Genomic DNA, 25,259 nt, shown 5'->3' with positions numbered 1-25,259 from the left:
ACACTTCCGCTTCGGAGGCCTCCCGTCTTCCGTCTCCCGTCTTAGAGCAGCGGGCTTCCCATGGCGGCTTGCACGGCCAGCGCCGCCGTCAGCACCGTCCACGCCAGCGCCGCGCCGTACACCGCCCGCCGGCCAAACATCGTGCCTACCACGGGCAACACTTGCAGCGCATGCATGCCCACGAAGTGCGCGATACGAAGGTCGCCGGCCGTCGTGCTCCAATTCACGAATGGCAACCCCGGTCCACCATCCGGCGCGCCCACCGTGTGCGCATTGTTCGCCACAATCCAACCACCAACGGCGCTGCCCACGAGGAATACGGCGAAGCCCATCGCGACACCGGCCTGGGTGCCCGTTGGCTCACGACGCAACACCCCCCACGCGCCAACGCACAACCACGCGGCCGCGATGGTATTGAGCAAGATCGCAATGCCCATCGACTGGAAGATCACGGCGTCGAACAGCGTGGCGATGTTGAAGTGTGATGTGGTGCCCCGCGCGGCTTGCACGGTGATCGCCATCATCTCCAGTATCATGGTGGTGCCTATGACACCCACCAACCGACGACGCGTACGCTCCGTCAATCCGGTGGACGGCAGCAACCACGCAATGGTGGTGAGATAGATCGCGATTGAAACGGCGAACTTGGCCGGCTTGAACCAGCGCGGAATGCCCAGCACCTGCACGGCATCGATCTGGAGCGCGACCATAAACACCGCCAGCAAGGCGAGATGCATCACGGCCAATGCCGTCAATGCCGGGCTCCGTCGACGCAGCTCCGTGAACGCCTGACTCACGGAGTCGTCCGGCGATCAAATGCCGTGCGGCCGGCGAGGTACAGCAACAGGCCCATAGGTCCGAACATGAAGGTGAAGGGCAGCACCCCAATGCGGAGCCACGCTGGCACCTGTCGGGACAATGCGTCCTCTACGATCCACGATCCGATGAACAGGTCGAAGGCGAGATAATGCACCCAGCCAGCCACCAGCGTGTACGGGTCGGCAAACAGCAGCTGCACCTGGGCCAGCGATCCGAAGCCGCCGTCGGTTGCACCGAATCGTGCGACGATCAACGCCGAATAGCCAATCGCGAGCAGCGGAACCAGCAGCGCGCGCACCACGGGCACGGACCACTTCCAGCGCGGTGCAACGATCAGGAGAAGCCAACCCGGCAAGACCAGTGGATTGGCGAGAGCAAAGAGCGCGTCGGCGGTGGGCATGGGGGGAGACGGGAGACGGGAGACCTGCGACGGGCGAGCGGAGACAGTGAAGCGGGAACACGCAATCCTCAAGTGTCTCCCGTCTCCTGTCTCCCGTCTCCCGTCTCCCGTCTCCCAAACACCGCCACCCGTCACTCCGCCACCCAATTACTTTCCCTCCCATGGTCTCTCTCCTCGACATCATCGGCCCGGTCATGGTTGGGCCAAGCTCGAGCCACACGGCAGGCGCATGTCGGCTTGGACTGCTGGCGCGCTGCCTGGTTGGCGGCACGCCGGAGCGCGCCACCGTGGAATTGCACGGCTCGTTCGCCCGTACCGGCGAAGGACATGGCACCGACAAGGCCATCGTGGGTGGGCTCATGGGATTTCGCCCCGACGATGAACGCTCCGGACCGCGCTCGACATCATGGAACGGGAAGGGCTCGTCTACACCTTCGAGAAGACGTCGCTGGGCGACGACGCACATCCGAATTCCGTGCGCATCAGTCTCGAGCGGGGCGACCGGACATCGCAAATGGTGGGCGCGTCGTTGGGCGCGGGGCGCGTCATGGTGACGGAGATTGACGGCTATCCCGTGGAAGTCTCGGGCAATCTGCACACCATCGTGCTGGTGGCCGAAGACACGAAGGGGTCCGTGGCGCGCATCGCGGGTTTGTTGTCCGATGCCGATCTGAACATCGCCACGCTCAAACTCACGCGAAAGGAACGGGGCGGCGACGCGTTCATGGTGATCGAAGTGGATCACGAACCGGAGGAGTCGGTGCGCGATGCGATTCGCAGTCTGCCGTGGGTGCGCTGGGCGTTCCGACTGGACAAGGTGAGCGCCTGATGAGGACCACCTGATGTACAAGAGTCTGGCCGATGCCATTCGCGACGCCGAGGCGCGCGGCGTCAGTTTGTCCACCGTGGCGCTCGATGCCGAAGCCAAAGATCAAGGCCGACCGGTGTCCGAAATTCGCGATGCCCTGCGTCGCGCACTGGTCGTGATGCGTGGGGCCGTGGAGCGCGGCATGGTGGGGGATCTCATGTCGTCATCGGGACTGGTGGGTGGCGATGCGGCCAAGTTGCGTACCGGTCCGGCCGGTCCGCTGGCGGGCACGCCGTTTCGCGATGTGCTGGCGAGGGCGCTGGCCGTGCAGGAAGTGAATGCCGCCATGGGTGTCATCGTCGCCGCGCCAACGGCCGGCGGTGCCGGCGTGTTGCCCGCCGTGCTCACCGGGCTGGCCGCCGCGCGCAGCATCGACGATGAACGTGTGATCGACGCACTCGCGACGGCGGGTTTGATCGGGGCGGTCGTCGCCGAGCGTGCCTCGCTGTCAGGCGCCGAGGGGGGGTGTCAGGCCGAAACCGGCGCAGCCGCTGGTATGGCCGCTGGTGCCGCTGTCGAGATGCTGGGCGGTTCACCGCGACAGGCGGGTCATGCTACGGCGCTTGCCCAACAAGGCACATTGGGCTTGGTGTGCGATCCGCTGGGCGGGCTGGTCGAGTTGCCCTGTGTATTTCGCAATGCCACCGGTGCCGCCATTGCGCTGGCCGCCATTGAGATGGCGATGGCCGGTATCGAATTTGCCATTCCGGCCGACGAAGTCATTGACACCATGGGACAGATCGGTGCCGAGATGGATGTGCGCTATCGCGAGACCGCCGGCGGGGGATTGGCGGCGACGCCAACCGGTCGGCGTCTGGCCAAGGAACGACTGTACGCATTGAAGCGATCCGGTGGCTGACCGGCCATGGCGCGCGGCGATCGCGATTGTCGTCAGCGCCGGAGTCCTTGGATGTGGCCAATCCGATCGCTCGGCCAATCCGACGTTGGCACCGGCGTTGCGTGACGCCGCCTCTCAAGGCCGTTTCAGCGACCGCACCCTCACCGAGGCGTCGGGACTCGTGCAATCCTCGCGCGAGCCAAACGTCTTTTGGTCGCACAATGACAGCGGCAACAGCGAACAACTGTTCGCGTTCGACAGCACCGGGCTCTCGCTTGGTACGGTGCGAGTCGAAGGCGCCCGGAACAGGGATTGGGAAGCCATCGCCCTTGGTCCGTGCACCGTCGGCTCGTGTTTCTACATCGGCGACGTCGGCGATAACGCCGGTCGCCGCGACGACATCACCCTGTGGCGCATTTCCCAGCCAACGGTGCACGACACCGTCACGTCACTCGCCGAACGTCTGCGGATTCGCTACGCCGACGGTCCGCGTGACGTCGAAGCGATCTGGGTGACGCCGGACACGAGCGTCTATCTGTTGACCAAGCGTCCAGACCAGGACGCCACGGGTCGATATCGGCCGGCGCGCATCTACCGCGTTCCAGCGTCGGCCTGGCGCGACGAGTCTGTGGCGATTGCCGTGGTAATCGACTCGCTGCCCATCGTGAACATGCCGGGCGACAGTCGCGGCTGGATCACCGATGCCGCCCTGTCGGCGCCTGATGGTACCGGCGCGCGCCGTCTGGCGGTTCGCAGCTACCGCGAGCTGTACGTCTTTGGCATCGATACCGTTTCCTGGCGGCCGACGGGGGTGATCGAAAAGTGCTCGTTGACGGCGCTGCGTGAGAAGAACAGTGGCGAAGGCGTGGCGTGGCTGGCAGACGGTCGGCTGATGTTCGACGCCGAGGGGGAAGGGGCTCGGCTTCATACCGGACGGTGCCCGTAATCGTCACCGGCTGCTGGCACGGCACCCCACCAGCGCGATACAATTCGACACACGGGGCGAAACGAACCGGCGCGGCCCGCCGTACGGGCCTCCGTCCCCATCTTCATCCCCGTCCAACGGTACCGACCATGGTTACACGCGAAGACATCGAGGTCTTCCTCGATCGCCTCACCGCCGAGGGTGCGACGCACAGCGAGATCGAACCCGGCATGTGGATCGTCCGTCCAGGCGGCGCCATCGACTTCGACGTCGTGGTGACGCACAACCCGCCGGTGGTGCTGCTCCGCGTGAAGGTCATGCCGCTGCCTACCGATGCGGGCCAGCTGGCCTCACTCAGCCGGCGTCTGTTGGAGCTGAACGCCACCGACCTGCTGCACGGCTCGTATGGCATCGATCGTGAAGATGTGGTTCTCACCGCCGCGCTGGAACTCGCCCATCTCGACTTTGAAGAGTTCCTGGCATCCTACGAAAGCATGACCCTCTCGCTCACGTCGCATATGCGTGAACTGGCCGCCTTCCGCGAGGTTCGCTGATCTCATGGGCATTTTCGATCGCCTCTCGTCGCTGATCAAGTCGAATCTGAACGACCTCATCTCGTCGGCGGAAAATCCCGAGAAGATGTTGAATCAGATCATCGTCGACATGCGCAACCAGCTGGCGAAGGCCAAGCAGCAGGTCGCCGCCTCCATCGCCGATGAAAAGCGCCTCAAGGATCAGGCCGACGCCGAGTTCCGTCTGGCGGATGATTGGGACAAGCGCGCCATGCTGGCCGTCAACGAGGGTCGTGATGACCTGGCCAAGCAGGCACTGCTGCGCGGGCAGGAGCATCTCGAGCACGGGCAGGCGCTGGCCACGACGTGGGAAACGCACAAGATGGAAGCTGAAAAGCTGAAGCAGTCGCTTCGCGATCTCAACGACAAGATTGAGGAAGCCAAGCGGAAGAAGAACTTGCTGCTTGCTCGTCAGCGTCGGGCCGAGGCGCAGGCGCGTATCTCGCAGACGATGTCGGGCATGTCCGACAACTCGGCGTTCGATGCGTTCGCGCGCATGGAAGAGAAGATCACCACCAACGAACGGCAGTTGCAGGCGGCGCAGGAAATCGACGAGGAGTTCAGCGGCGATCGCCTGGCCGGCGAGTTCAAGCAACTGGAGCGTTCGGCGGGCGGTGCCAATGCCGATTCGCAGTTGCTGCTGCTCAAGCAGCGCATGGGCATGCTCTCCGCCGGTGCTCCAACGGTGGCCAGGCAGTTGGCCGCCGGTACGGTGGAAGCGGCACCCGCCGCCCCAGTGGCGCCAGCCGCGCAGTTGGCGGCGGGCGAAGTGGTGAAGACGGCCGAAGCCGACCTCATCGCCGAGATTGAAGGACTGCGGGAGCCGAAGCCGAGGTCGTGACGCGGCGCTTTCTCATTCTGGCCGAGGGCAGCTTCGGCCCGCAGTCGTCGAAAACCGCCAACGCGTGCATTCGCTACGCCCCATCGGACGTGGTGGCGGTTCTCGACAGCACACGCGTTGGACAGACGGCGCAGCAGGTGTTGGGATTTGGCGGCAACATTCCGGTGGTGGCGTCGTTTGCGGACGCGTTGCCGCACGGGCCCAACGCGCTGCTCATTGGGATCGCACCGGCGGGTGGACAATTCCCCGCCGCCTGGCGCGCCATTGTCTGTGAGGCATTGCGCGCCGGTCACGATGTGTGGAGTGGGTTGCACACCATGCTGGGCGACGACGCGGAGTTTGCGGCGCTGGCCTCGGTGTCTGGTGCGACCATTCACGACCTCCGTCGCGCACCGTCCGATCTGGACATCGCATATGGTGTGCTTCGCGATTCACGCGCGACTATCGTGCTTACGGTGGGCACCGACTGCAACATCGGCAAGATGACCGCGCAGCTCCAGGTGCGTGATGCGGTGCGGCAACTGGGGCACCGGGTGAACTTCGGTGCGACCGGACAGACGGGCATTCTGGTGGAAGGGCGCGGGATTGCGGTGGATGCCGTGGTGGCGGACTTCATTGCCGGCGCCGCCGAACGATTGACGGTGGAGGCGGCCGCGGACGCCGACATTGTGTTGGTGGAAGGGCAGGGGTCGCTTATCCATCCCGCGTATTCGGGTGTCACGCTGGGGCTCATGCATGGATCGATGCCGCACGCGATGGTGTTGTGCGCACAACCATCGCGTACCACGGTGAATGGCAATCCGTGGCTGGTGATTCCCCCGCTGGTTGACTTCATCCGGCTGTACGAGGCGGCGATGGAATTTGTGCGACCGTCACCCGTGATTGCGATTGCGCTGAACACGTTTGATTTGACGGAGGATGCGGCGCGGGCGGTGGTTGCGCGTGTGCGTGCGGAGACCGGGTTGCCGACGACGGATCCGGTGCGGTACGATCCGGCGCCGATTGCGAATGCGATTGCGGAGTTTCATCGACGTCGGACTGATTGAACCGCGAAGTTCGCAAAGCTCGCCAAGTCGGATCCATCGTCCTTCGCGTCCTTCGCGAACTTGGCGGTTCATTTTCAGTGAGGATCGTCAGGCAACAAGTAGCCAATGCCGCAACACACTGATCCCCGACGCATCATTTCGGTGACGATGCTGGCCGCCAGCCGCACTATCGTCACCGGCATGTCGAACCCACTCAAGCAGCCCCACCCGCAGTCCCCGCCCGTGCTGTTGTCCGTGCGCGACCTGCACGAAGAAATCCGCGCCGGGTATGGTCAGACCGTATTCGCGGTCCGCACACTGGATGGTGTGTCGCTCGATGTGCGGGCCGGTGAGCTGGTCGTGCTGCAGGGCGGAGTCGCCAGTGGCGCCGTCTCGTTGTTGGAGACGCTGGCCGGAACCCGCCGACGCCTGTCTGGCCTCCGTGTTGCGGCCCACGGGGTGCAGATTCGTCGGGGCAGCATCAGTCACGAGGCATTTCGCGCGATCACCAACGCGTGGTCTCCATCCGTAGGCATCACGGCGCCAATCGACATCGCACCGGCACCGGTGGTGTACGTGTTTCGCGTGCGGCCTCGCACGTCAATGGTATCGCCGTCTCCGAAACTCTGGCGCACCAGGACCGGCGATCCGTCCACGTGGCGCGCCTGGGTGGAATCGCTGCGCGCCCGCGGGGGCAGCGTGCTGGTCTACGTGTCACCGTCGGGCCACGCCCGGGGACACCCGCCGCACTCCGGCGCTCGGTTGCCCGACCCACACGTGGATGCGGTGCACGAGGGGGTGGCGGCGCTCCACGGATATGGTGTCGAGTCCGGCATGGTCCGCGTACTGACGCTCGCGGCCGGCCGCATAGTGGGTGCCCACCGGCATCATCAGAGCCCACGCCATCGCGTGTCGTCAGCCCCCCCACGGGATCGTCTGACCCCCTACATTCAGCACAGTCCGCATTTTGAGGATTCCCCGAAGGACTCCTGACGGTTCTGTCGCTTACCTGCTGCCACCATGCCCGAGTTCCGCCTGTACAACACGCTCACGCGCCGCGTTGAGCCGTTCGCACCCGCCGATGGTCAGACGGTGCGCATGTACACGTGCGGACCCACCGTCTACAACCCGGCGCACCTGGGCAACTTTCGCACGTTCCTGTTTGAGGATCTGCTGCGGCGTGTGATTCGACTTGCCGGTTGGCAGGTTGAGCAGGTGATGAACCTGACGGATGTGGACGACAAGATCATCAACAAGGCGGCCAAGGAAGGCAAGACGATCACGCAGATCACCGCGCCGTACACGGTGATGTTTCATGAGGATCGTCGGTATCTGCGTATTGAAGATGCGGAACGCTATCCTGAGGCCACCACGCACATCCCCGAGATGATCGCGTTGGTGGAGCGTCTGGTGGCCAACCACGTGGCGTACATCGCCGATGACGGATCCGTGTATTTCGCCATCGATCGTTTTGCCGACTATGGCAAGTTGTCGCAGCTGGACAAGCGGGAATTGCGCACGGGTGCGCGTGTCGCGCAGGACGAGTATGCCAAGGAGAACGCGCAGGATTTCGCGCTCTGGAAGGCGGCCAAGCCGGAAGACGAAGCCACGGGAGCCGCCTGGGATTCCCCGTGGGGACGCGGACGTCCGGGGTGGCACCTGGAATGCTCCGCGATGGCCATGAAGTATCTGGGTGAGACGTTCGATCTGCATGCGGGCGGCATCGATCTGATCTTCCCGCACCATGAGGACGAGATCGCGCAGTCGGAAGCGGCCACGGGAAAAACGTTTGCGCGGTGCTGGTGCCATGGCGAGTTCCTGCTCACCGACGGCACGAAGATGGCCAAGCGCGTGGGCAACGTGACCAACGTGCAGGAGATGCGGCGGCAGGATATTTCCGGCACCGTGTATCGGCACTTTGTGTTCAGCGCCCACTACCGCCAGCAACTCAATCTGGGTGAGGAGTCCTTCGATCAGTCGCGCACGGCGGTGCGGCGCATCGGCACGTTTGCGGAGCGGTTGGCGTCGGCCACGGGCGGGACGGCGGCGCTGGCCGATGCGGCGACACACGCGGAGCGGACATTTATTGAGGCACTGTACGACGACCTGAACGCGCCGCGCGCGATGGCGGCGCTGTTCACCTTCATTACCGATGCCAACCGCGAGTTGGACATTGGTGGATCGGATGCCGCCGCACTCGAGCGGGCACGGGCGGCCTTCCGGTTGATGGACGCCGTCCTCGATCTTGTCCCTGAGCAGGAGGTCCCGGAGGATCTTGAGCACTGGGTGGAGGAACGGCTGCAGGCGCGGAAGGCGGCGCGTGGGCGGGGCGATTTCGCGGCCGCCGACGCCATCCGGGCCGAGCTGTTGGCCCGTGGTATCCTGATCGAGGATTCGGCGAACGGGACGCGCTGGAGGAAGCTGTAGGCTTACGACCGGCAATCGGCGTGGCCTGCTTGGGTTGACCCTCCCTGCCGGTCTGAGTATTCTGCTCGTCTTGTCCGGGGCAGGTCGGCTCGGTGTCCGGGCTGCGGTGCCATGGCAACATGCTGACGTAGCTCAGTTGGTAGAGCAGCTGATTTGTAATCAGCAGGTCGTCGGTTCAATCCCGACCGTCAGCTCTTCCGACCGGCGGACGCCCGGTTTGATGGCTCCGAACGCCCTCGGGTGGGGTACTCAAGTGGCCAACGAGATCAGACTGTAAATCTGACGGCGCAAGCCTTCGAAGGTTCGAATCCTTCCCCCACCACTGTTCGTCCAGCAGGTGTAGCGTGGTCGCGGTCGCATCGGGTTGGCGTGGGTGTATGCGGGAGTAGCTCAGTTGGTAGAGCGCTAGCCTTCCAAGCTTGATGTCGCGGGTTCGAGTCCCGTCTCCCGCTCTGGGCAGGTGCAGGTGCAGGTGCAGTCGAAGGTCGCTCACATAGCTCAGTCGGTAGAGCACATCCTTGGTAAGGATGAGGTCACCGGTTCGATCCCGGTTGTGAGCTCTGGGAAGGCGAGAGGGCGGCTCCGTGCCAACGGGGTCGCCCTTTTTCCGTGGTAGCCCTGGCGGTCGGCCCTGAGTGCGGCCCAGGACGTCGGCCTTTTCGGCATATGTTCGGTGGCGAACACAGCGCTATCTTCGCCCCGGACCGTGGGTTGCGTGCCCATCATGGGCTAGCTACGTTCTAAGGCTCACCCCACTGCGCCTTATGCCGCTGTTGCCGGTGCCCTCCCTCCGCTGTTCCTCGATGCCCGCTGACGTTCCATAGCGCGGCGGGTTGGGAGCGTCCGGGGGTTTGGCCGTTCGGTCCGCAGCAGTGTACAGGAGTGGCTGGGGAGATCCCCTCCGGGGGATGCCTCCCGATGGAGCGCGCTTTGCGAACGCGAGCGGCGCCCGCGAGAGACGATTACAGATGACAGAGCTGCCGCAAGGGGTCCAGGAATATGGCGCGCGAGAAAATCATCCTCGGATGCACCGAGTGTAAGAACCGCAACTACTTCACGATGAAGAACAAGCGCCTGCATCCGGAGCGCGTGGAGTGGAAGAAGTACTGCCCACGTTGTAACGCGCATCAGCTGCATAAGGAAACGAAGTAGTCATGAGCGCACCGGTGGAAGTGGCCCGTCCAGGGCTTGGCACGCGGCTGGTCGCGTTCTACCACGACGTGATCGCCGAAATGAAGAAGGTGACCTGGCCCGATCGCCCGCAGCTGCAGCAGGCGACGATCCAGATCATCGTGTTCGTGCTGATCCTCGGTGCCGTGATTGCGCTGCTTGACGTGGCATTGCAGGCGCTGCTGGTGAAGTTGCCGTCGATGTTGATGAGCCGCTGAGCCCGCGCCAGACGATGCTTGAACACCGGTGGTACGCGATCCAGACCACGTCTGGGCATGAGAACAAGGTGCAGCGCCTGATCCAGCGAAAAATCGACATGGATACGGCGACGCCCGAAAATCGCCTGATTCGTCAGGCGCTCGTGCCTACGCAGGAAGTGGTGGAAATCAAGAACGGCAAGAAGGTCACCGTCGAACGGAAGATCTTCCCCGGATACGTCCTCGTGGAAATGGTGGCCAGTCAGGACACCTTGCACGAGATCAACGCCATCCAGGGTGTGATCAAGTTCGTCGGCAAGGACAAGGATCCGATGCCCCTGCGTGACGACGAAGTCCGTCGTCTGCTCGGCGTGATCGACGCGACCGACGAGGCCCCGGTGAAGGAAGAGATTCCATTCCTGATCGGTCAGCCGGTGGCGATTACCGAGGGCCCGTTCGCCGATTTCAACGGCACGGTCGAGGAAGTACTGCCGGACAAGGGCAAGGTGCGCGTCTCGGTCAGTTTGTTTGGCCGCCCGACGAGTGTTGAGCTCGACTACCTGCAGTTGAGAGGGTACTGAGGACTCAGTACCAAGTACCAAGTACCAAGTACCAAGTACCAAGTACCAAGTACTAAGTACTAAGTACCCGGTACACAGTACCGTCGCCTACCACAGCGACGCAAAAGATTTCCGTGGTAGCACGACCGCACTCGGACTGTCCGGACGCGGAACTTGCGATGAGGATCACGCATGGCAAAGAAGGTCACTGGATTCGTCAAGCTGCAGATTCCAAGCGGCAAGGCGAACCCGGCGCCGCCCGTGGGTACGGCTCTCGGCCCCCAGGGAATCAACATCATGGCATTCTGCAAAGAGTTCAACGCTCGGACGCAGGGTGGTGATATGATCATCCCGGTCGAAGTCACGATCTACGGAGACAAGTCGTTCACGTTCATCCTGAAGACTCCGCCGGCGGCGGAGCTCATCAAGAAGGAAGTGGGCGTCGAAAAGGGGTCGGGTCAGCCGAACAAGGTGAAGGTGGGAACGATTTCCCGCGCGCAGCTCAAGAAGATCGCCGAGCTCAAGATGCCCGATCTCAACTGCGATTCCGTCGACAGTGCCATCGCGATGATGGCCGGTGCGGCGCGTTCGATGGGCATCACGGTGAAGGACTGATTATGCAGACGAACGGAAAGAAGTACCGTGGCGCGAGTGAGCGCCGCCAGGTGGGAGTGCCGTACGAGGCGAAGAAGGCGATCGCGCTGGTCAAGCAGATGAGCTTTGCGAAATTCGACGAGACCGTTGAAGTCGCGATTCGTCTGGGTGTCGATCCCCGTCACGCCGATCAGGTGGTCCGTGGCACCGTCGTATTGCCGTCAGGGACGGGCAAGACGATGCGCGTGCTGGTGATCGCCACCGGCCCCAAGGCGCAGGAAGCCCAGGATGCCGGCGCGGATTTTGTCGGCACCGAATTCCTCGCCAAGATCAAGGAAGGGTGGCTCGACTTCGACGTGCTGATTGCCACGCCGGACCAGATGGGACAACTCGGCCAGTTGGGCCGGGTGCTCGGTCCGCGCGGCTTGATGCCGAATCCGAAGGCCGGCACCGTCACGTTCGACGTGGCGAAAGCCGTGCGCGAGTCCAAGGGTGGCAAGATCGAGTTCCGCGTCGACAAGGGAGGCAACGTGCATGCCCCCATCGGCAAGGTGTCGTTCGCGCCCGAAGCCCTCGAGTTGAACTTCTCGGCCTTGATGGACACCATCGTGCGCGCCAAGCCGCCTGCGGCCAAGGGCGTGTATATCCGCAACGTCGCGATCTCCAGCACCATGGGACCCGGCGTCACCATCGACACCACGCCGTACCGGTAAGAGGCGACGCATCCATGAAAGCAAAACCCAAGGCAAAAAAGAGCGATAAGCAAGTGCTCGTCGACGGGCTTCGCGAGAAGCTCGGCACGGCCAGCGCGGTGTACTACACCGACTTCACGGGGTTGAACGTGAAGCGCATGACGGAGCTGCGCCGCCGCCTGAAGAAGGCCGGTGTCGAGTACGTCGTGATCAAGAACACGCTGGCCCTCCGCGCCGTGAACGAAAGCGGCATGGTGTCCCAGCGTTTGAAGGGTCCGACGGGAGTGGTGGTGGCCAAGGATGCCATCACCGCGGCCAAGGTCCTCTCCGATTTTGCCAAGGAGAACGATCAGCGGCCGTCGGTGAAGGGCGGTGTCTACGAGGGCAATGCGGTGGACGAGGCGATGGTCAAGAAGTTGGCCACGCTTCCGACGCGTGATGAGGCGCTCTCGATCTTCGCCGGCTACCTCAACAGCATCCCGATGATGTTCGCCCTCGCCCTCGACGCCCGTAAGGCGCAGCTCGAAGGCTCTAACTGAGTTCCCCAGGCGTCTGCCTGATCACACGCCCCAGGACCCCTGGGATCAATACGGAGAGAGTATCACCATGGCTAACACTGCCCTGAGCAAGGACGAAATCATCGACGCGATCGGCGCGATGAGCGTCATCGAGTTGGCGGACCTGATCGAAACGTTCAAGACGAAGTTCAACGTCACCATCGCGGCCGTTGCGGCTGGCGGCGGCGGCGGCGGCGCGGCCCCGGCGGCGGCGGCGGAAGAGCAGACCGAATTCACGGTCGTGCTCAAGGAAGCCGGCGGGAAGAAGATCCAGGTCATCAAGGTCGTCCGTGAAATCACGGGCCTCGGCTTGAAGGAAGCCAAGGACCTCGTGGACGGCGCGCCGAAGGCCGTGAAGGAAAACGTGTCCAAGGACGAAGCGGCGACGCTCAAGGCCAAGCTGGAAGCCGAAGGCGCTGTCGTCGAAGTCAAGTAAGGCATACGGCCGTTCGCCGTAGTCACGCAGTCTCGTCGTTATATCGCTTCGCCCCGGGGACGCCGGTCGTGAATTTCACGACCGGCCTCGTCGGGGACGAAGCGCTTTGCGCCTCCCGCAGTCTCAGAGTCGGCGCACCCCGCACGCGGTAACAAGGACATGATGAACCAGATCTCGTTTGCGAAGCTCGAGACGGGCATGGATATGCCCCATCTCCTCGACATCCAGACGCGCGCTTTTGAGTCGCTGCTGCAACTGGATGCCGCCTCGCAGGAGCGCGAAGACGTCGGCCTCGAGCGCGTCTTCAAGGACCTGTTCCCCATTACGGACGTCCACGAGAATTTCTCGCTCGAGTTCGTCCGGTACAGCCTGGGAGAGCCCAAGTACACGGTCGCCGAGTGCATCGAGCGCGACATGACGTACTCGGCGCCGCTCAAGGCCACGCTCCAACTGGTCATCTTTGAGGATACCGGCGACGGCAAACGTCCCCGGAACATCATCGAGAAGGAAGTCTATCTGGGCGAGCTGCCGCTGCTCACCGAGCTGGGCACCTTCGTCATCAATGGCGCCGAGCGCGTCATCGTCTCCCAGCTGCACCGCTCACCCGGTGTGGTGTTCGAGGAGTCGACACACCCCAACGGACAGCGCCTGCTGTCCTCGCGGATCATCCCGTTCCGCGGATCGTGGGTCGAGTTCACCGTGGACATCCACGACGTGATCTACGTCCACATCGACAAGAAGAAGAAGTTCCCGGCCACGGCGCTGTTGCGCGCGTTCGGCTACGGCGAGAACCGCGATATCCTGCGCCTGTTCTTCGCCGAGCGCGAACTCGATCTCACCATGAAGCGCGAGACGCGCAACGAGCAGCGGGAAATCCTCGGCGCGATTATCGCCGAAGACGTCACGCTCGAGGGTGAAGTCACCGCGTCCGACGCGCCGAAGCCCAAGACCAAGAAGGCCAAGCTGGAGCGTGAGCGCGCCGAAGCGTCGTTGCTGGTGCGCGAAGGCGATGAGCTGACCGACGAGGTGCTCAATCGCCTGGTGCGTCAGGGCATCGACACGGTGAAGGTGTTCGCGTCGTACACCCAGATCGATCTCCGCGACGAGCAGGATGCCATCGATCGCGGTGAACGCGATGTGCGCCGCACGCTGGCGCGCGACGTGATCGACCCGGAAACCGGCGAGGAAGTCGTCGAGAAGGGCACGGTGCTCACCGACGGCGCGATCAAGAAGATCCGCAAGGCCGACATCACCAAGGTGCACGTGTTCGTGGCCTCGGGACGTGCCGAGTCCACGCTGATCAAGAACACGCTGGCCAAGGATCCGACCAAGCACGAGGAAGAGGCGCTCAAGCAGATCTACGCGCTGCTCCGTCCGGGTGACGCGCCCAATCGCGAAACCGCGAAGCAGGCGCTCGAGCGGCTGTTCTTCTCGCCCAAGCGCTACGACCTCGGTCGCGTGGGTCGGTACAAGATCAACCAGCGCCTGCGCCTCAACACCTCGATGTCGACCACGGTGCTCACGAAGGAAGACTTCGTGGAAATCATGCGTCAGCTGGTCGAGTTGCATGAAGGCCGCGGCGACGTGGACGATATCGACCAGCTGGGCAACCGTCGCATCCGGTCGGTGGGTGAGTTGATTGCCAATCAGTTCTCCGTGGGTCTGTCGCGCATGGCGCGACTGGTCAAGGAGCGCATGTCGATCAACACCGATCCGGAAAAAATCTCGCTGGACGATCTCGTCAACGCGCGCACGGTCTCGGCCGTGATCCAGGCGTTCTTCGGATCATCGCAGCTGTCGCAGTTCATGGACCAGACCAATCCGCTGGCCGAGTTGACGCACAAGCGTCGCTTGTCGGCGCTTGGACCGGGCGGCCTCACGCGTGAGCGTGCCGGCTTCGAAGTCCGTGACGTGCACTATTCGCAGTACGGGCGCATGTGCCCCATCGAAACGCCGGAAGGTCCGAACATCGGCCTGATCACGTCGCTCGCCTGCTTTGCCCGCGTGAACGATCTCGGCTTCATCGAGACGCCGTATCGTGTGGTGAAGGAAGGACGGTTGACGGGCGAACTCGTGTGGCTCGATGCCAACCGGGAAGAGGACGCGATCATCGCGCAGGCGAATTCCAAGCTCAACGCCGATGGCACGTTCGTCGACGAGCTGGTGCTGGCGCGTAAGCGCGGCGATTTGCCCCTCGAGCCGCCGTCGAACATCGACTACATGGACGTGGCGCCGGAGCAGCTGGTCTCCATCGCCGCCGCGCTCATTCCGTTCCTCGAGCACGATGACGCCAATCGCGCGCTCATGGGCTCGAACATGCAACGGCAGGCCGTTCCGCTGCTCAACCCGCGCACACCGCTGGTGGGGACGGGACTCGAAGCCACGGTGGCCGTCGACTCGGGCGCGGTGATCATCGCGCGCCGGGCCGGTATCGTGACCAGTGTGACCGCCGACGAGATCATCGTCGACGCGGGCCTCATCGGCACGCCGGTGGCGGGCGACCGTCCGCTGGCGCGACTCGGCCAGCTTGATCGCTACAAGCTCAAGAAATACTGGCGCACCAATCAGGACACGGCCATCAACCAGCGCCCGCTCGTCCGCATGGGCCAGCAGGTGAACAAGGGTGAAGTGCTGGCCGACGGCGCCGCCACGGAAATGGGGCAGCTCGCGCTGGGCGCGAATGTCCGTGTGGCGTTCATGCCGTGGTACGGGCACAACTTCGAAGACGCCATCGTGCTCTCCGAGCGCCTGGTGAAATTCGACGTATTCTCGTCGATTCACATCCAGGAGCTCGAACTGCACGTGCGCGACACGAAGCGCGGGCAGGAAGAAATCACGCGCGAAATTCCGAACGTCGCCGAGGAGTCGCTGACCGACCTCGACGAGCGTGGCATCGTGCGCATCGGCGCGCATGTGAAGCCGGGCGACATTCTCGTCGGCAAGATCACGCCGAAGGGTGAGACCGAACTGTCGCCGGAAGAAAAGCTCCTCACGGCCATCTTCGGCGAAAAGGCCAAGGACGTGAAGGACTCGTCGCTCAAGGTGTCGCCGGGCATGGAAGGCGTGGTCATCGACGTGAAGATCTTCTCACGCGTGGAAGACCAGGTCGTCGAAAAGGACCGCGGTGAGCGCATCGGTGATGTGCGGCGTCTCGAAGGCGAGGAAAAAATCCGCGTCAACGAAGTGCGCGACATCGAACTGGCGGCGCTGCTGGAAGGGGAAAAGGTCGCGCTGGCGCTTCGGGCCGGCACGGTGGAAGAGGCGATCGCCGCGGGCACGACGCTCACGAAGGAGCTGCTGTCCACGGTGCGGTTTGCCACGCTTGATCTCAAGACGTTCCGCGTCGAAAGCAAGAAGGCCAACGATCGTGTGCGCGAAATCATCGATGCTGGCAACGAAGAGAAAGCCCGCATTGAGGAGCGCGCGGAAGAGCGTATCGACCGCATTCTGCAGCCCGATGAGTTGCCGCCGGGCGTGATCCAGTTGGTGAAGGTGTATCTGGCCGAGAAGCGCAAGATTTCGGTCGGTGACAAGATGGCCGGTCGTCACGGTAACAAGGGTATCGTGGCGCGCATCGTGCCTGAGGAAGACATGCCGTTCATGCCGGACGGTCGTCCGGTGGACATCGTGCTCAACCCGCTGGGCGTGCCGTCGCGTATGAATGTCGGGCAGATTCTCGAGACGCACCTTGGGTGGGCCGCGCGACTGCTCAACTTCTACGCCAAGACGCCCGTGTTCGAGGGCGCGAACGAACGCGAAATCGGTTTGCTGATGAAGCTGGCCGGTGTGCGCTGGGCGCGCGAAACGCTGTCGTTGGGTGACGGGTCCTCCGACGCCACGCCGCAGGATGTGCGTCATCTGCTGTCCGATGTGAAGCCCGATCGCCGCTTGCCGGACAAGGTCGAGCTGCTGCATCACGCCACCCTGAACGACTTGGGTGGGCGCAACATGTCGGCGGAAACGAAGGCGCTGTACAACCGCACGCGCGACTTCCTCACGCAGTCGGCCAAGACGCTGGCCGAGCGGGAGATTGCGGCGGTCAATGCCGTGCTGGGCATGCATCGCGACAACGAAAGCGAATTGCCGGGCGACCGTTCGTCGGCCATCGCGATTCTCGAGGCGGAAGCGGCGATGAGCCCGGCGGAAACGCTGCAGCGCATCGGGCAGCCGGCGTTGGCCGCGATGCTGGGTGCGAAGAGCGAGAGCGATGTCGAAGCGGCGAGTTCGGAGCTGATCCGACTGGCCGGACTGACGCCCTCGGGCAAAGTGCAACTGCGCGACGGACGCACGGGCGAAACGTTCCAGGCGCCGGTCACGGTTGGTGAGATCTACATCCTGAAGCTGTCTCACCTGGTCGACGACAAGATTCACGCGCGCTCCATCGGACCGTACTCGTTGGTCACGCAACAGCCGCTGGCCGGCAAGGCGCAGTTCGGCGGTCAGCGTTTCGGAGAAATGGAAGTGTGGGCGCTGGAGGCGTATGGCGCCGCGCACACCTTGCAGGAAATCCTGACGGTCAAGTCCGATGACGTGAACGGCCGAAGCCGTGTCTACGAGGCGATCGTAAAGGGGCAGAACCTGCCCGAACCCGGAATCCCGGAGTCGTTCAACGTGCTCGTCAAGGAACTGCAGGCGCTGGGCATCAAGGTCACGCTCGGTTCCACGGATGGAAACGGCGTCGACATCCTGGATGGCGGCAACAACAGCGGCGAGGAATAAGACATGATCGATTTCCGCAGCTCGCGTGAAGCTCGCGCGTCAGCGTTCGACTACATGTCCGTGCGTATCGCCTCTCCCGAGGAGATCCGCGGACCGAAAGACCCCAAGGAGCGCGAGCGGCTGGAGATGGCCGGCCTGCGCACCTGGTGGTCGTGGGGCGAAGTCACCAAGCCCGAAACCATCAACTACCGCTCGTTCAAGCCGGAAAAGGACGGGTTGTTCTGCGAGCGCATCTTCGGTCCGGTCAAGGACTGGGAATGCCATTGCGGCAAGTACAAGCGCATCCGCTATCGCGGCGTGATCTGCGATCGCTGCGGCGTGGAAGTGACGCTCAGCAAGGTGCGGCGCGAGCGCATGGGCCATATCGAACTGGCCGTGCCGGTGGCGCACATCTGGTTCTTCAAGACGCTGCCCAGCCCGATGGGCAACCTGCTTGATGTCACGCTGCGTGACCTCGAAAAGGTCATCTACTACAGCAACTACATCGTCATCGATCCGGGCTCGCAGGATGTGCGCGAGCGCCAGCTGCTGGACGAGGACGAGTATCTCGACCTGCGCCAGCGGGCGAAGGCCGAGGGCGATGTGGCGTTCCAGTGCGACATCGGCGCGCCGGCCGTGCGTGAACTGCTCAAGCGACTGGACGTCGACAAGGTGGCCGACGAACTGCGCGCGTCCGTCGTGGGTGAGACGTCACAGCATCGCAAGAAACAGATGCTCAAGCGTCTCAAGATTGTCGATGCGTTCCGCACCAGCGGCGAGGGCGGCGAAATCCGCAACCGTCCGGAGTGGATGATCCTCGACGTGATCCCCGTGATCCCGCCCGACCTGCGGCCGCTGGTGCCGCTGGACGGCGGTCGCTTTGCGACGTCCGATCTGAACGACCTGTATCGTCGCGTCATCAATCGCAACAACCGTCTCACCAAGCTCATCTCGCATCGCGCGCCGGAAGTCATCCTGCGCAACGAAAAGCGCATGCTGCAGGAAGCGGTGGACGCGCTGTTCGACAACGGGCGTCGCTCCAAGGCCATTCGTGGCCGTGGCAAGCGTCCGCTCAAGTCGCTGTCCGACATGCTCAAGGGCAAGCAGGGCCGGTTCCGTCAGAACCTGCTGGGCAAGCGCGTGGACTACTCGGGCCGTTCGGTCATCGTGGTGGGTCCGGAGCTCAAGCTGCACCAGTGCGGCCTGCCCAAGATGATGGCGCTGGAGCTGTTCAAGCCGTTCATCATTCACAAGCTGGTGGAGAGCGGTGAAGCGGAAACGGTGAAGCGCGCCAAGAAGATCGTGGAGCGCGAGAACGCCATGGTCTACGAGGTGCTGGAAGGCATCATCAAGGATCATCCGGTGCTCCTCAACCGCGCACCCACGTTGCATCGACTGGGCATTCAGGCGTTCGAGCCCGTGCTCGTTGAAGGCAAGGCCATTCGTATTCACCCGCTCGTGTGCGCGGCGTTCAACGCCGACTTCGACGGTGACCAGATGGCGGTGCACGTGCCGTTGTCGTTTGAAGCGCAGATTGAAGCGCGCGTGCTGATGCTGTCGTCCAACAACATCCTCAAGCCGTCGGACGGTCGTCCGGTGGCGGAGCCCAGCCAGGACATCGTGCTGGGATGCTACGTGGCCACCAAGGCGCCGGTGGGCTTCGAGGCGTATCTCAAGGATGAGGCCAAGGCCCGCACGTTGCCGGCGTTCACCGACTCGGCAGAAGTGGACCTGGCCATTGCCAACGGACGCACGGGATACCAGAGCGCCATCCGGTGGCTTGACCGGCGCGGCGACAAGCCGCAATGGGTCGTTACCACCACAGGTCGTGTGCTGTTCGACATGATCGTGCCGAAGGTGCTGCCGTTCCTCAACAAGGACATGAAGAAGAAGGCGCTCGGCGAGCTGGTGTTCCAGAGCTACCGCAATGCGGGCCTCGCGGAAACCGTGGCCCTGCTCGATCGCCTGAAGGAATTCGGCTTCCGCAATGCCACCCGCGGCGGCGTCTCCATCGGCATCGAAGACCTGCACATTCCGAAGGAAAAAGAAACGCTGTTGCAGGATGCATCCGAGCGTGTGGAGCGTTTCCAGCGCGCCTACGCGACCGGTAACATCACGAACGGTGAGCGCTACAACAAAGTCATCGACACGTGGACGCACGCCAACACGGACGTCGCCGACGCCATGGTGAAGACCATGCGCGAATCGCAGGGCGGCTTCAATCCCGTGTTCATGATGTTCGATTCCGGTTCCCGTGGTTCACGCGACCAGATTCGGCAGCTGGCGGGCATGCGCGGCCTCATGGCCAAGCCGCAGAAGAAACTCACCGGTGGTATCGGTGAAATCATCGAAAACCCGATCAAGTCCAATTTCCGCGAAGGCCTGTCGGTGCTGGAATACTTCTCGTCCACGCACGGCGCCCGTAAGGGTCTGGCAGACACGGCGCTCAAGACGGCCGACGCCGGGTATCTCACGCGTCGTCTGGTGGACGTCGCGCAGGACATGACCATTCAGGAAGAGGATTGCGGCACCATCCTCGGTCTCGATACCGCGGCGCTGAAGGAAGGCGAAGACGTGATCGAGCCGTTGGCGGAACGTCTGGTTGGTAACGTGGCGGCCGAGGATATCCTCGATCCCATGGAACGCGACGAGGCGGGTCGTCCGAAGATGTTGGCGGAAGCCGGCACGCTGATTTCCGAAGAGACGGCGCAGCTGATCGAAGACGCGGGTATCGAATCGGTGAAGATCCGGTCGGTGCTCACGTGTGAGGCCAAGCGCGGACTCTGCCGCATGTGCTACGGCCGCAACCTGGCCACCATGCAGATGGTCGACCTGGGCGAGGCCGTGGGTATCATCGCGGCGCAGTCCATCGGCGAGCCGGGTACGCAGCTGACGCTCCGCACATTCCACGTGGGCGGCACGGCGTCGCGTATCGCCGAGCAGACCACCAAGCGCGTGAAGTACGATGGTGACATCGTCGAGTATGGCGATCGTCTCGTGTACGTCATCAACAAGGAAGGCGAGAGCATCGTCACCTCGTATGAAGGCGACGTGAACATCAAGTCGGCCAAGGATGGACACGTGCTGGCCCGTGTGCAGGTGCCCCTTGGTGCGACGATGCTGGTGGCCAACGGGGGCAAGCTGGTGCGCGACGAAGACCGTCGCGACCCGCGCCTGTTCTCCTGGGACCCGTATACGAATCCGATTATCGCCGACGTCGAGGGCACGATTCGGTTCGTGGACCTGGTCGAAGACGAATCGTTGTCTGAAGAACTCGACGAACTGACCGGTTTGCGTCAGCGGGTCGTGATCGAAGACCGCGAAAAGAAGCTCCATCCGCACATCGAGATCTGGCAGAACAAGGCGGGCAAGGAGAAGCGCGTGCGCGACTTCATCCTGCCCATCGGCGCCATTATCACGATTGAAGACGGCCACGAGATCACGGCCGGTACCACGCTGGCCAAGGTCAGCCGTGAAGCCTACAAAACCCGCGATATCACCGGCGGTCTGCCGCGTGTGGCCGAACTGTTCGAGGCGCGTCGTCCGAAGGATCCGGCCACCATTTCCGAGATCGACGGGTTCGTGCGGTTCGGCGAGATCAAGCGCGGCAAGCGCGAAGTGTTCGTGCGCCCGGCGTCCATCGTGGGCGGGCAGTGGGTGCTCGACGAGACGATGCCGGAGCAAGTGTACGAAGTGCCGTCCGGCAAGCACTTGCGGGTGCATGAAGGTGACCGTGTGCACGCCGGCGATCGTATTTCGGAAGGCCCGGTCAATCCGCACGACATTCTGCGCATCAAGGGACCGCGCGCGGTGCAGGAGTATCTGCTGAACGAAGTGCAGGAGGTGTATCGCCTGCAGGGCGTGAAGATCAACGACAAGCACATTGGCGTGATCGTGAAGCAGATGCTGCAGAAGGTGCGCATCGTGGAATCGGGCGACACCGAGATGCTTGAGGGTGAGCATGTCGATCGCGCCGAGTTCCGGAAGGAGAACGACGAGGCCAAGAAGAAGAAGCTGCAACCGGCGACGTCAGAGCCGTTGCTGCTGGGCATCACCAAGGCCTCGCTGACCACGCAGTCATTCGTGTCGGCGGCGTCGTTCCAGGAAACCACGCGGGTACTCACCGATGCCGCCATTCGCGGTTCGCGCGACAACCTGATGGGTCTCAAGGAAAACATCATCATCGGCCATCTCATCCCGGCCGGTACGGGTATGTACCGGTATCAGGAAGTGGATGTCGAGTCGGATGCCCTGCCCGAGCCGGAGCCGATCCCGGAAGCCATCGAGCCGAACTTCGAAGCGCTGTTGCCGAGTGCGTTTGCGGAGCCGGTGCCGTTTACGATGGGAGACGTCGAGTAGGACGGTTTCGGTGGTGTGAAGACGGGAGACGGGAGAAGGGAAGACGGGAGACATCCGGGGCGCTGGATGTCTCCCGTTTTGCGCATATGCGGGATGGTGGCAGAGTTTTCTCCGAAGGAACTGCCTTGTTCAGTGCACATCGGACACCAGTGACTCTCTGGGCGTTCGTCGTGAAGTGCGCGTCAATGCGGCAATCCATGGCGTCGTTGACGGTCGCGAGACGGAAGGAGGCCAAGTTCTCACCGCGCTGGTCACCGCCTGGCCCCGACAGCGAGGTCGGCTTGTGGCCCGCGAACGCCAACCTTTCCTGTTCACGAGACTCCTATGACTCACCGAAGCCGGTATCTGTCAATCGCGTGTGGTGCTGCTGTTGCGCTGTTGCCTTTAGGGTTATCTGCACAGCTCATCAGCACACCCACCTTCTTTGCCGTCAACCCGACTGGCATGTACCTTCGCGGCGATGGCGTCCTTGGTTCACCGCTCGTGCTTGATCTCGGGTTGTCGAGCTATCTCCGGACCATAACATTGAAACCGACAGGGGTGCTGCAGGTTGCGGGCAGCGGCAGCCCGTATCATGATGCCGTCTATTGTGGGGTGTTCTCAACCTCGTCCACTCTACTGGCGTCGACCGAGCTGAATCGAGTTGTCGGTGCGATTGCACCTCCCGCAAATGTGTTCGGATCCTGCCAAACCCAACCGACTTTTTACGGCAATCAGCCGACGGATGTCTCGAACGACTTCTTCATTTCATTCGACGGACTGACGATCACGGTCCCGACGTCGTCGCGCTTTCTCTTCATCGCCATTCCCGACGATTACGCTCCGGACAACGTGAGTCCAGATCCGAGTCGCTACGGGATTTACGCGTCGATGACAACCACAGTCCCCGAGCCCTCCTCGATCGCTCTCAGCGCCCTCGGCTTATTCGGTCTGGGGCTGTTCGCATCGCGTCGCAGAACGCGATTCCATTCGTAAGCCGAGCGTTCCCGGAGACTGCGCGCGACGGGAAACATCCAGCACACCGGATGTCTCCCGTCTGTCGTCTCCCGTCTCCCGTCTCCCGTCTGACGAATCCCGATACTAGAATCTTGAGCCGCCTGGACCCATCGGCGGACGTCTCGCCCGCAACACACGTGCACTGTCGATCCACGCATTGACATGCACCAGGGATGCGTCGAACGCCTTCTTCGGATCGTTGGCCAGCGTGGCGGTTTCCGAGACGCGCGAATAGCGGCCATCGCGCACATCGTTGAACATGGTGATCAGCACGACGGAATCGGCACGCAGCGTGATCATGCCGTTCACCACGTAATCGGCGCGCAGGCCCCAGCCCAGCGACGTGGGGTCGCCGAGTCCACGTGAGGCGCGGTCGGTGGTTTCGTTGTTCACCACTTCCAGTTTGTCGGACGCGAGGCCGGCGCGCAGAAACTGCGCGATGTCGCGTCCGATGGCCGAGTTCTCCCGCTTGCCGGTGGCGTTGGTGAAATTCGAGATGACCACGCGCGTGCGCCCGTCGCTGGGCGGTGCCAGCATGGGCGTGACGCCGCGTCCCGTGGGGCGCGTGGCTTCAAAGCGATAGACCCGGGCGGCCTGCGCCATGGCGGTATCCATGCGCTTGAACGCGATGGCCACCGAATCGGCGAAGATCTTGCCCACCTCCATCAGCAGTTGCTCACGATCCAGCGGCGTGAGTGGTCCTTCCGCACTCACGATGACGCGCGTCGGCGGCGCGGTAGTGACGCCCTTCGCGGCACCCGGCACTGCCGGGGCCGGACGTGCCGCCAGTTTCGCGGCTTCGGCATCGGCAATTCGCTGACGCACGGCGGCGGTGATGGCCAACGATTCGGCACGCGAAATCACCACGGGCACCTGAATCCCCGCCGCGCTGTCCGTGCTGTTGCGATAGACGACCACGGTTTCCGGTTTGACGCCGGGCGAAACGGCGGCGGCATTCCTGTCAATCTGCGCCGACGGCGCGCGGTCTCCACCCGGTCCCGCGTCCCGCGCCGACAGCGAATCGGCGCTGGCTCGTGGCGTGGTGCCGCCGGACTGCTTCCGCAACTGCTGCGCGACGGCGAGGGTCACGACGATGGCGGCGAGCACACCGGCCGCGCGGGTCCACCGCGGTGATGCGGGACGCGCAGCGACGCTGCTGCCACTGGACATGGGGGGCAGCGCTTCGAGTTCCGCCAACAGCGCCTGCGCCGACTGTGGGCGCTTGGCGGCATCCTTTTCAAGACAGTGCATGATCACCGCCGACAACCCTTCCGGAATGTCGGCGAACTGATGCGGCGGCTTGGGCGTTTCAGTGAGCTGCGCGGCCATGGTGGCTTGCGGCGACGACCCGCCAAACGGCGACCGGCCAGTGAGCAGCTCGTAGGCCAGGAGTCCCACCGCGTAGATGTCGACGCGATGATCGGCGGCCGGATCGGCTGCGAGCTGTTCGGGCGCCATGTAGGCGGGCGTTCCGATGGCCATGCCCGTACTGGTACCACCTGCCATGGGGATGGCGGCACTGAGCGCCTTCGCGACGCCGAAGTCGGTGACCAGCGCGTGCATGCCCGACGTGAGGATGTTGTCGGGTTTGATGTCGCGATGCACAATGCCACGCGCATGCGCATAGGCCAGTGCATCGACCACATCGTGCAAAATGCGCACGACATCGCGCGCCGGGAGGCGCTTGGCCTTGGTGAGCGCGCCGCGCAGCGATTCCCCTTCGATGAACGGCATGGAGAACCACAGGATCCCGTCTTCGTCGCCGGTGGACAGCAGCGGCACGATGTGCGGATGCTGCAACTGCGCGGCCAGCTGGATCTCCCGACGGAATCGGTCGACATTGACACCGGCGGCCAGCTCCGGCGGCAGCACCTTGATGACCACCCGCCGCTGCAGCGCGCGCTCAGTGGCCACGAATACGCGCGACATGCCTCCGCCGCCCAACTCCCGGTCAATCAGGAAGTTGGCGTCGATGGCGTGCTGGAGGCGGAATTGGAAATCGGTCGACACGGGAGTTGCGGAGACTGTAGACGGGAGACGGGAGACGGTAGACGGCAGACAGCCAGACGGCTGGTCTTGAATCGTGTACCGAAACTACCGTTTTTCGGTCGGGGTGATGCTGGTTTGACCCTTTTCGGCGCACAATTGTTGCGTCGGCATCTCGGGCAAGGACGCCAACGGTTACCCCATTAGACGTAAAAATTCGCAAACTGTTAATTGGCAACGGTTTGCGGTGGCAGCGCGTATCACCGATTCCCTATCAACAGCCAACGGGACGGGTTGAC

Annotated in this window: 22 protein-coding genes and 4 tRNA genes; 23 read left to right on the top strand and 3 right to left on the bottom strand. The window is 63.3% G+C overall.

The annotated features are described in order from the left end of the window. Positions 1-41 precede the first annotated feature (41 nt). Complete coding sequence (locus IPP90_08415; protein MBL0170740.1) at positions 42-797, bottom strand: hypothetical protein; 756 nt, start codon at positions 795-797, stop codon at positions 42-44. Next, a complete protein-coding gene (locus tag IPP90_08410) occupies positions 794-1,219 on the bottom strand; it encodes a DUF4281 domain-containing protein (GenBank protein ID MBL0170739.1) in 426 nt (141 codons plus the stop codon). Before IPP90_08410 ends, IPP90_08415 begins: the two co-directional genes overlap by 4 nt. A 161-nt stretch (positions 1,220-1,380) precedes the next feature. On the opposite strand from IPP90_08410, the gene IPP90_08405 reads away from it, so the two are divergent. From IPP90_08405 to IPP90_08295, 23 genes are all read left to right on the top strand, one after another. Next, positions 1,381-1,773: a hypothetical protein gene (locus IPP90_08405; protein MBL0170738.1), complete on the top strand. Its 393-nt coding sequence runs from the start codon at positions 1,381-1,383 to the stop codon at positions 1,771-1,773. After that, the gene (locus IPP90_08400) at positions 1,767-2,048 is read left to right on the top strand and encodes an ACT domain-containing protein (GenBank protein ID MBL0170737.1); all 282 of its coding nucleotides are present in this window, start codon (positions 1,767-1,769) and stop codon (positions 2,046-2,048) included. Before IPP90_08405 ends, IPP90_08400 begins: the two co-directional genes overlap by 7 nt. 13 nt (positions 2,049-2,061) lie before the next feature. Continuing rightward, entirely contained in the window at positions 2,062-2,946 is an 885-nt protein-coding gene (gene sdaAA / locus IPP90_08395) for an L-serine ammonia-lyase, iron-sulfur-dependent, subunit alpha (protein MBL0170736.1), read from the top strand. Beyond that, positions 2,939-3,871 (top strand): hypothetical protein, encoded by a 933-nt coding sequence (locus tag IPP90_08390; protein MBL0170735.1) that lies wholly within the window; start codon positions 2,939-2,941, stop codon positions 3,869-3,871. Before sdaAA ends, IPP90_08390 begins: the two co-directional genes overlap by 8 nt. A 128-nt stretch (positions 3,872-3,999) precedes the next feature. Beyond that, entirely contained in the window at positions 4,000-4,404 is a 405-nt protein-coding gene (locus IPP90_08385) for a hypothetical protein (protein MBL0170734.1), read from the top strand. Positions 4,405-4,408: 4 nt separating this feature from the next. Beyond that, entirely contained in the window at positions 4,409-5,263 is an 855-nt protein-coding gene (locus IPP90_08380) for a PspA/IM30 family protein (protein MBL0170733.1), read from the top strand. After that, positions 5,260-6,309 carry a DUF1611 domain-containing protein gene (locus tag IPP90_08375; GenBank protein MBL0170732.1) on the top strand — a complete coding sequence of 350 codons (1,050 nt, stop codon included), beginning with the start codon at positions 5,260-5,262 and terminating at the stop codon, positions 6,307-6,309. The genes IPP90_08380 and IPP90_08375 overlap by 4 nt, the downstream gene beginning before the upstream one ends. A gap of 105 nt (positions 6,310-6,414) precedes the next feature. Then, on the top strand, positions 6,415-7,281 hold the full coding sequence (locus IPP90_08370) for a hypothetical protein (protein ID MBL0170731.1): 867 nt from the start codon (positions 6,415-6,417) through the stop codon (positions 7,279-7,281). A gap of 27 nt (positions 7,282-7,308) precedes the next feature. Next, positions 7,309-8,715 carry a cysteine--tRNA ligase gene (locus tag IPP90_08365; protein MBL0170730.1) on the top strand — a complete coding sequence of 469 codons (1,407 nt, stop codon included), beginning with the start codon at positions 7,309-7,311 and terminating at the stop codon, positions 8,713-8,715. A gap of 121 nt (positions 8,716-8,836) precedes the next feature. Further along, positions 8,837-8,909: transfer RNA gene (locus IPP90_08360), tRNA-Thr, on the top strand. Between the two features lie 45 nt (positions 8,910-8,954). Next, positions 8,955-9,037 (top strand) — tRNA-Tyr (locus tag IPP90_08355). A 57-nt stretch (positions 9,038-9,094) separates the two neighbouring features. Continuing rightward, positions 9,095-9,167 (top strand) — tRNA-Gly (locus tag IPP90_08350). A gap of 35 nt (positions 9,168-9,202) precedes the next feature. Beyond that, a tRNA-Thr gene (locus IPP90_08345) sits at positions 9,203-9,275 on the top strand. Positions 9,276-9,714: 439 nt separating this feature from the next. Continuing rightward, positions 9,715-9,867 carry a 50S ribosomal protein L33 gene (gene rpmG / locus IPP90_08340; protein MBL0170729.1) on the top strand — a complete coding sequence of 51 codons (153 nt, stop codon included), beginning with the start codon at positions 9,715-9,717 and terminating at the stop codon, positions 9,865-9,867. A gap of 2 nt (positions 9,868-9,869) precedes the next feature. Then, positions 9,870-10,103, top strand: a complete 234-nt coding sequence (gene secE, locus IPP90_08335) for a preprotein translocase subunit SecE (GenBank protein ID MBL0170728.1) — start codon at positions 9,870-9,872, stop codon at positions 10,101-10,103. Between the two features lie 68 nt (positions 10,104-10,171). After that, positions 10,172-10,663, top strand: coding sequence for a transcription termination/antitermination factor NusG (gene nusG / locus IPP90_08330; protein MBL0170727.1), 492 nt, complete (start codon positions 10,172-10,174; stop codon positions 10,661-10,663). Positions 10,664-10,834: 171 nt separating this feature from the next. After that, on the top strand, positions 10,835-11,257 hold the full coding sequence (gene rplK / locus IPP90_08325) for a 50S ribosomal protein L11 (GenBank protein ID MBL0170726.1): 423 nt from the start codon (positions 10,835-10,837) through the stop codon (positions 11,255-11,257). 2 nt (positions 11,258-11,259) lie between these two features. Further along, positions 11,260-11,949, top strand: a complete 690-nt coding sequence (locus tag IPP90_08320; protein MBL0170725.1) for a 50S ribosomal protein L1 — start codon at positions 11,260-11,262, stop codon at positions 11,947-11,949. Between the two features lie 14 nt (positions 11,950-11,963). Further along, positions 11,964-12,467: a 50S ribosomal protein L10 gene (locus IPP90_08315; GenBank protein MBL0170724.1), complete on the top strand. Its 504-nt coding sequence runs from the start codon at positions 11,964-11,966 to the stop codon at positions 12,465-12,467. Between the two features lie 82 nt (positions 12,468-12,549). After that, positions 12,550-12,921 carry a 50S ribosomal protein L7/L12 gene (rplL, locus tag IPP90_08310; GenBank protein MBL0170723.1) on the top strand — a complete coding sequence of 124 codons (372 nt, stop codon included), beginning with the start codon at positions 12,550-12,552 and terminating at the stop codon, positions 12,919-12,921. A gap of 162 nt (positions 12,922-13,083) precedes the next feature. Next, positions 13,084-17,640 carry a DNA-directed RNA polymerase subunit beta gene (gene rpoB, locus IPP90_08305; protein MBL0170722.1) on the top strand — a complete coding sequence of 1,519 codons (4,557 nt, stop codon included), beginning with the start codon at positions 13,084-13,086 and terminating at the stop codon, positions 17,638-17,640. 3 nt (positions 17,641-17,643) lie between these two features. Continuing rightward, positions 17,644-21,978, top strand: a complete 4,335-nt coding sequence (gene rpoC, locus IPP90_08300) for a DNA-directed RNA polymerase subunit beta' (protein ID MBL0170721.1) — start codon at positions 17,644-17,646, stop codon at positions 21,976-21,978. 324 nt (positions 21,979-22,302) lie between these two features. Next, positions 22,303-22,953, top strand: a complete 651-nt coding sequence (locus IPP90_08295) for a PEP-CTERM sorting domain-containing protein (protein MBL0170720.1) — start codon at positions 22,303-22,305, stop codon at positions 22,951-22,953. Positions 22,954-23,058: 105 nt separating this feature from the next. On the opposite strand, the gene IPP90_08290 is transcribed toward IPP90_08295, so the two are convergent. After that, a complete protein-coding gene (locus IPP90_08290) occupies positions 23,059-24,984 on the bottom strand; it encodes a protein kinase (GenBank protein ID MBL0170719.1) in 1,926 nt (641 codons plus the stop codon). Between the last annotated feature and the right edge of the window lie 275 nt (positions 24,985-25,259).

This window comes from Gemmatimonadaceae bacterium (assembly GCA_016720905.1).
Taxonomy (GTDB): Bacteria; Gemmatimonadota; Gemmatimonadetes; order Gemmatimonadales; family Gemmatimonadaceae; genus Gemmatimonas.
This window is presented reverse-complemented; position numbering and strand designations above follow the sequence as displayed.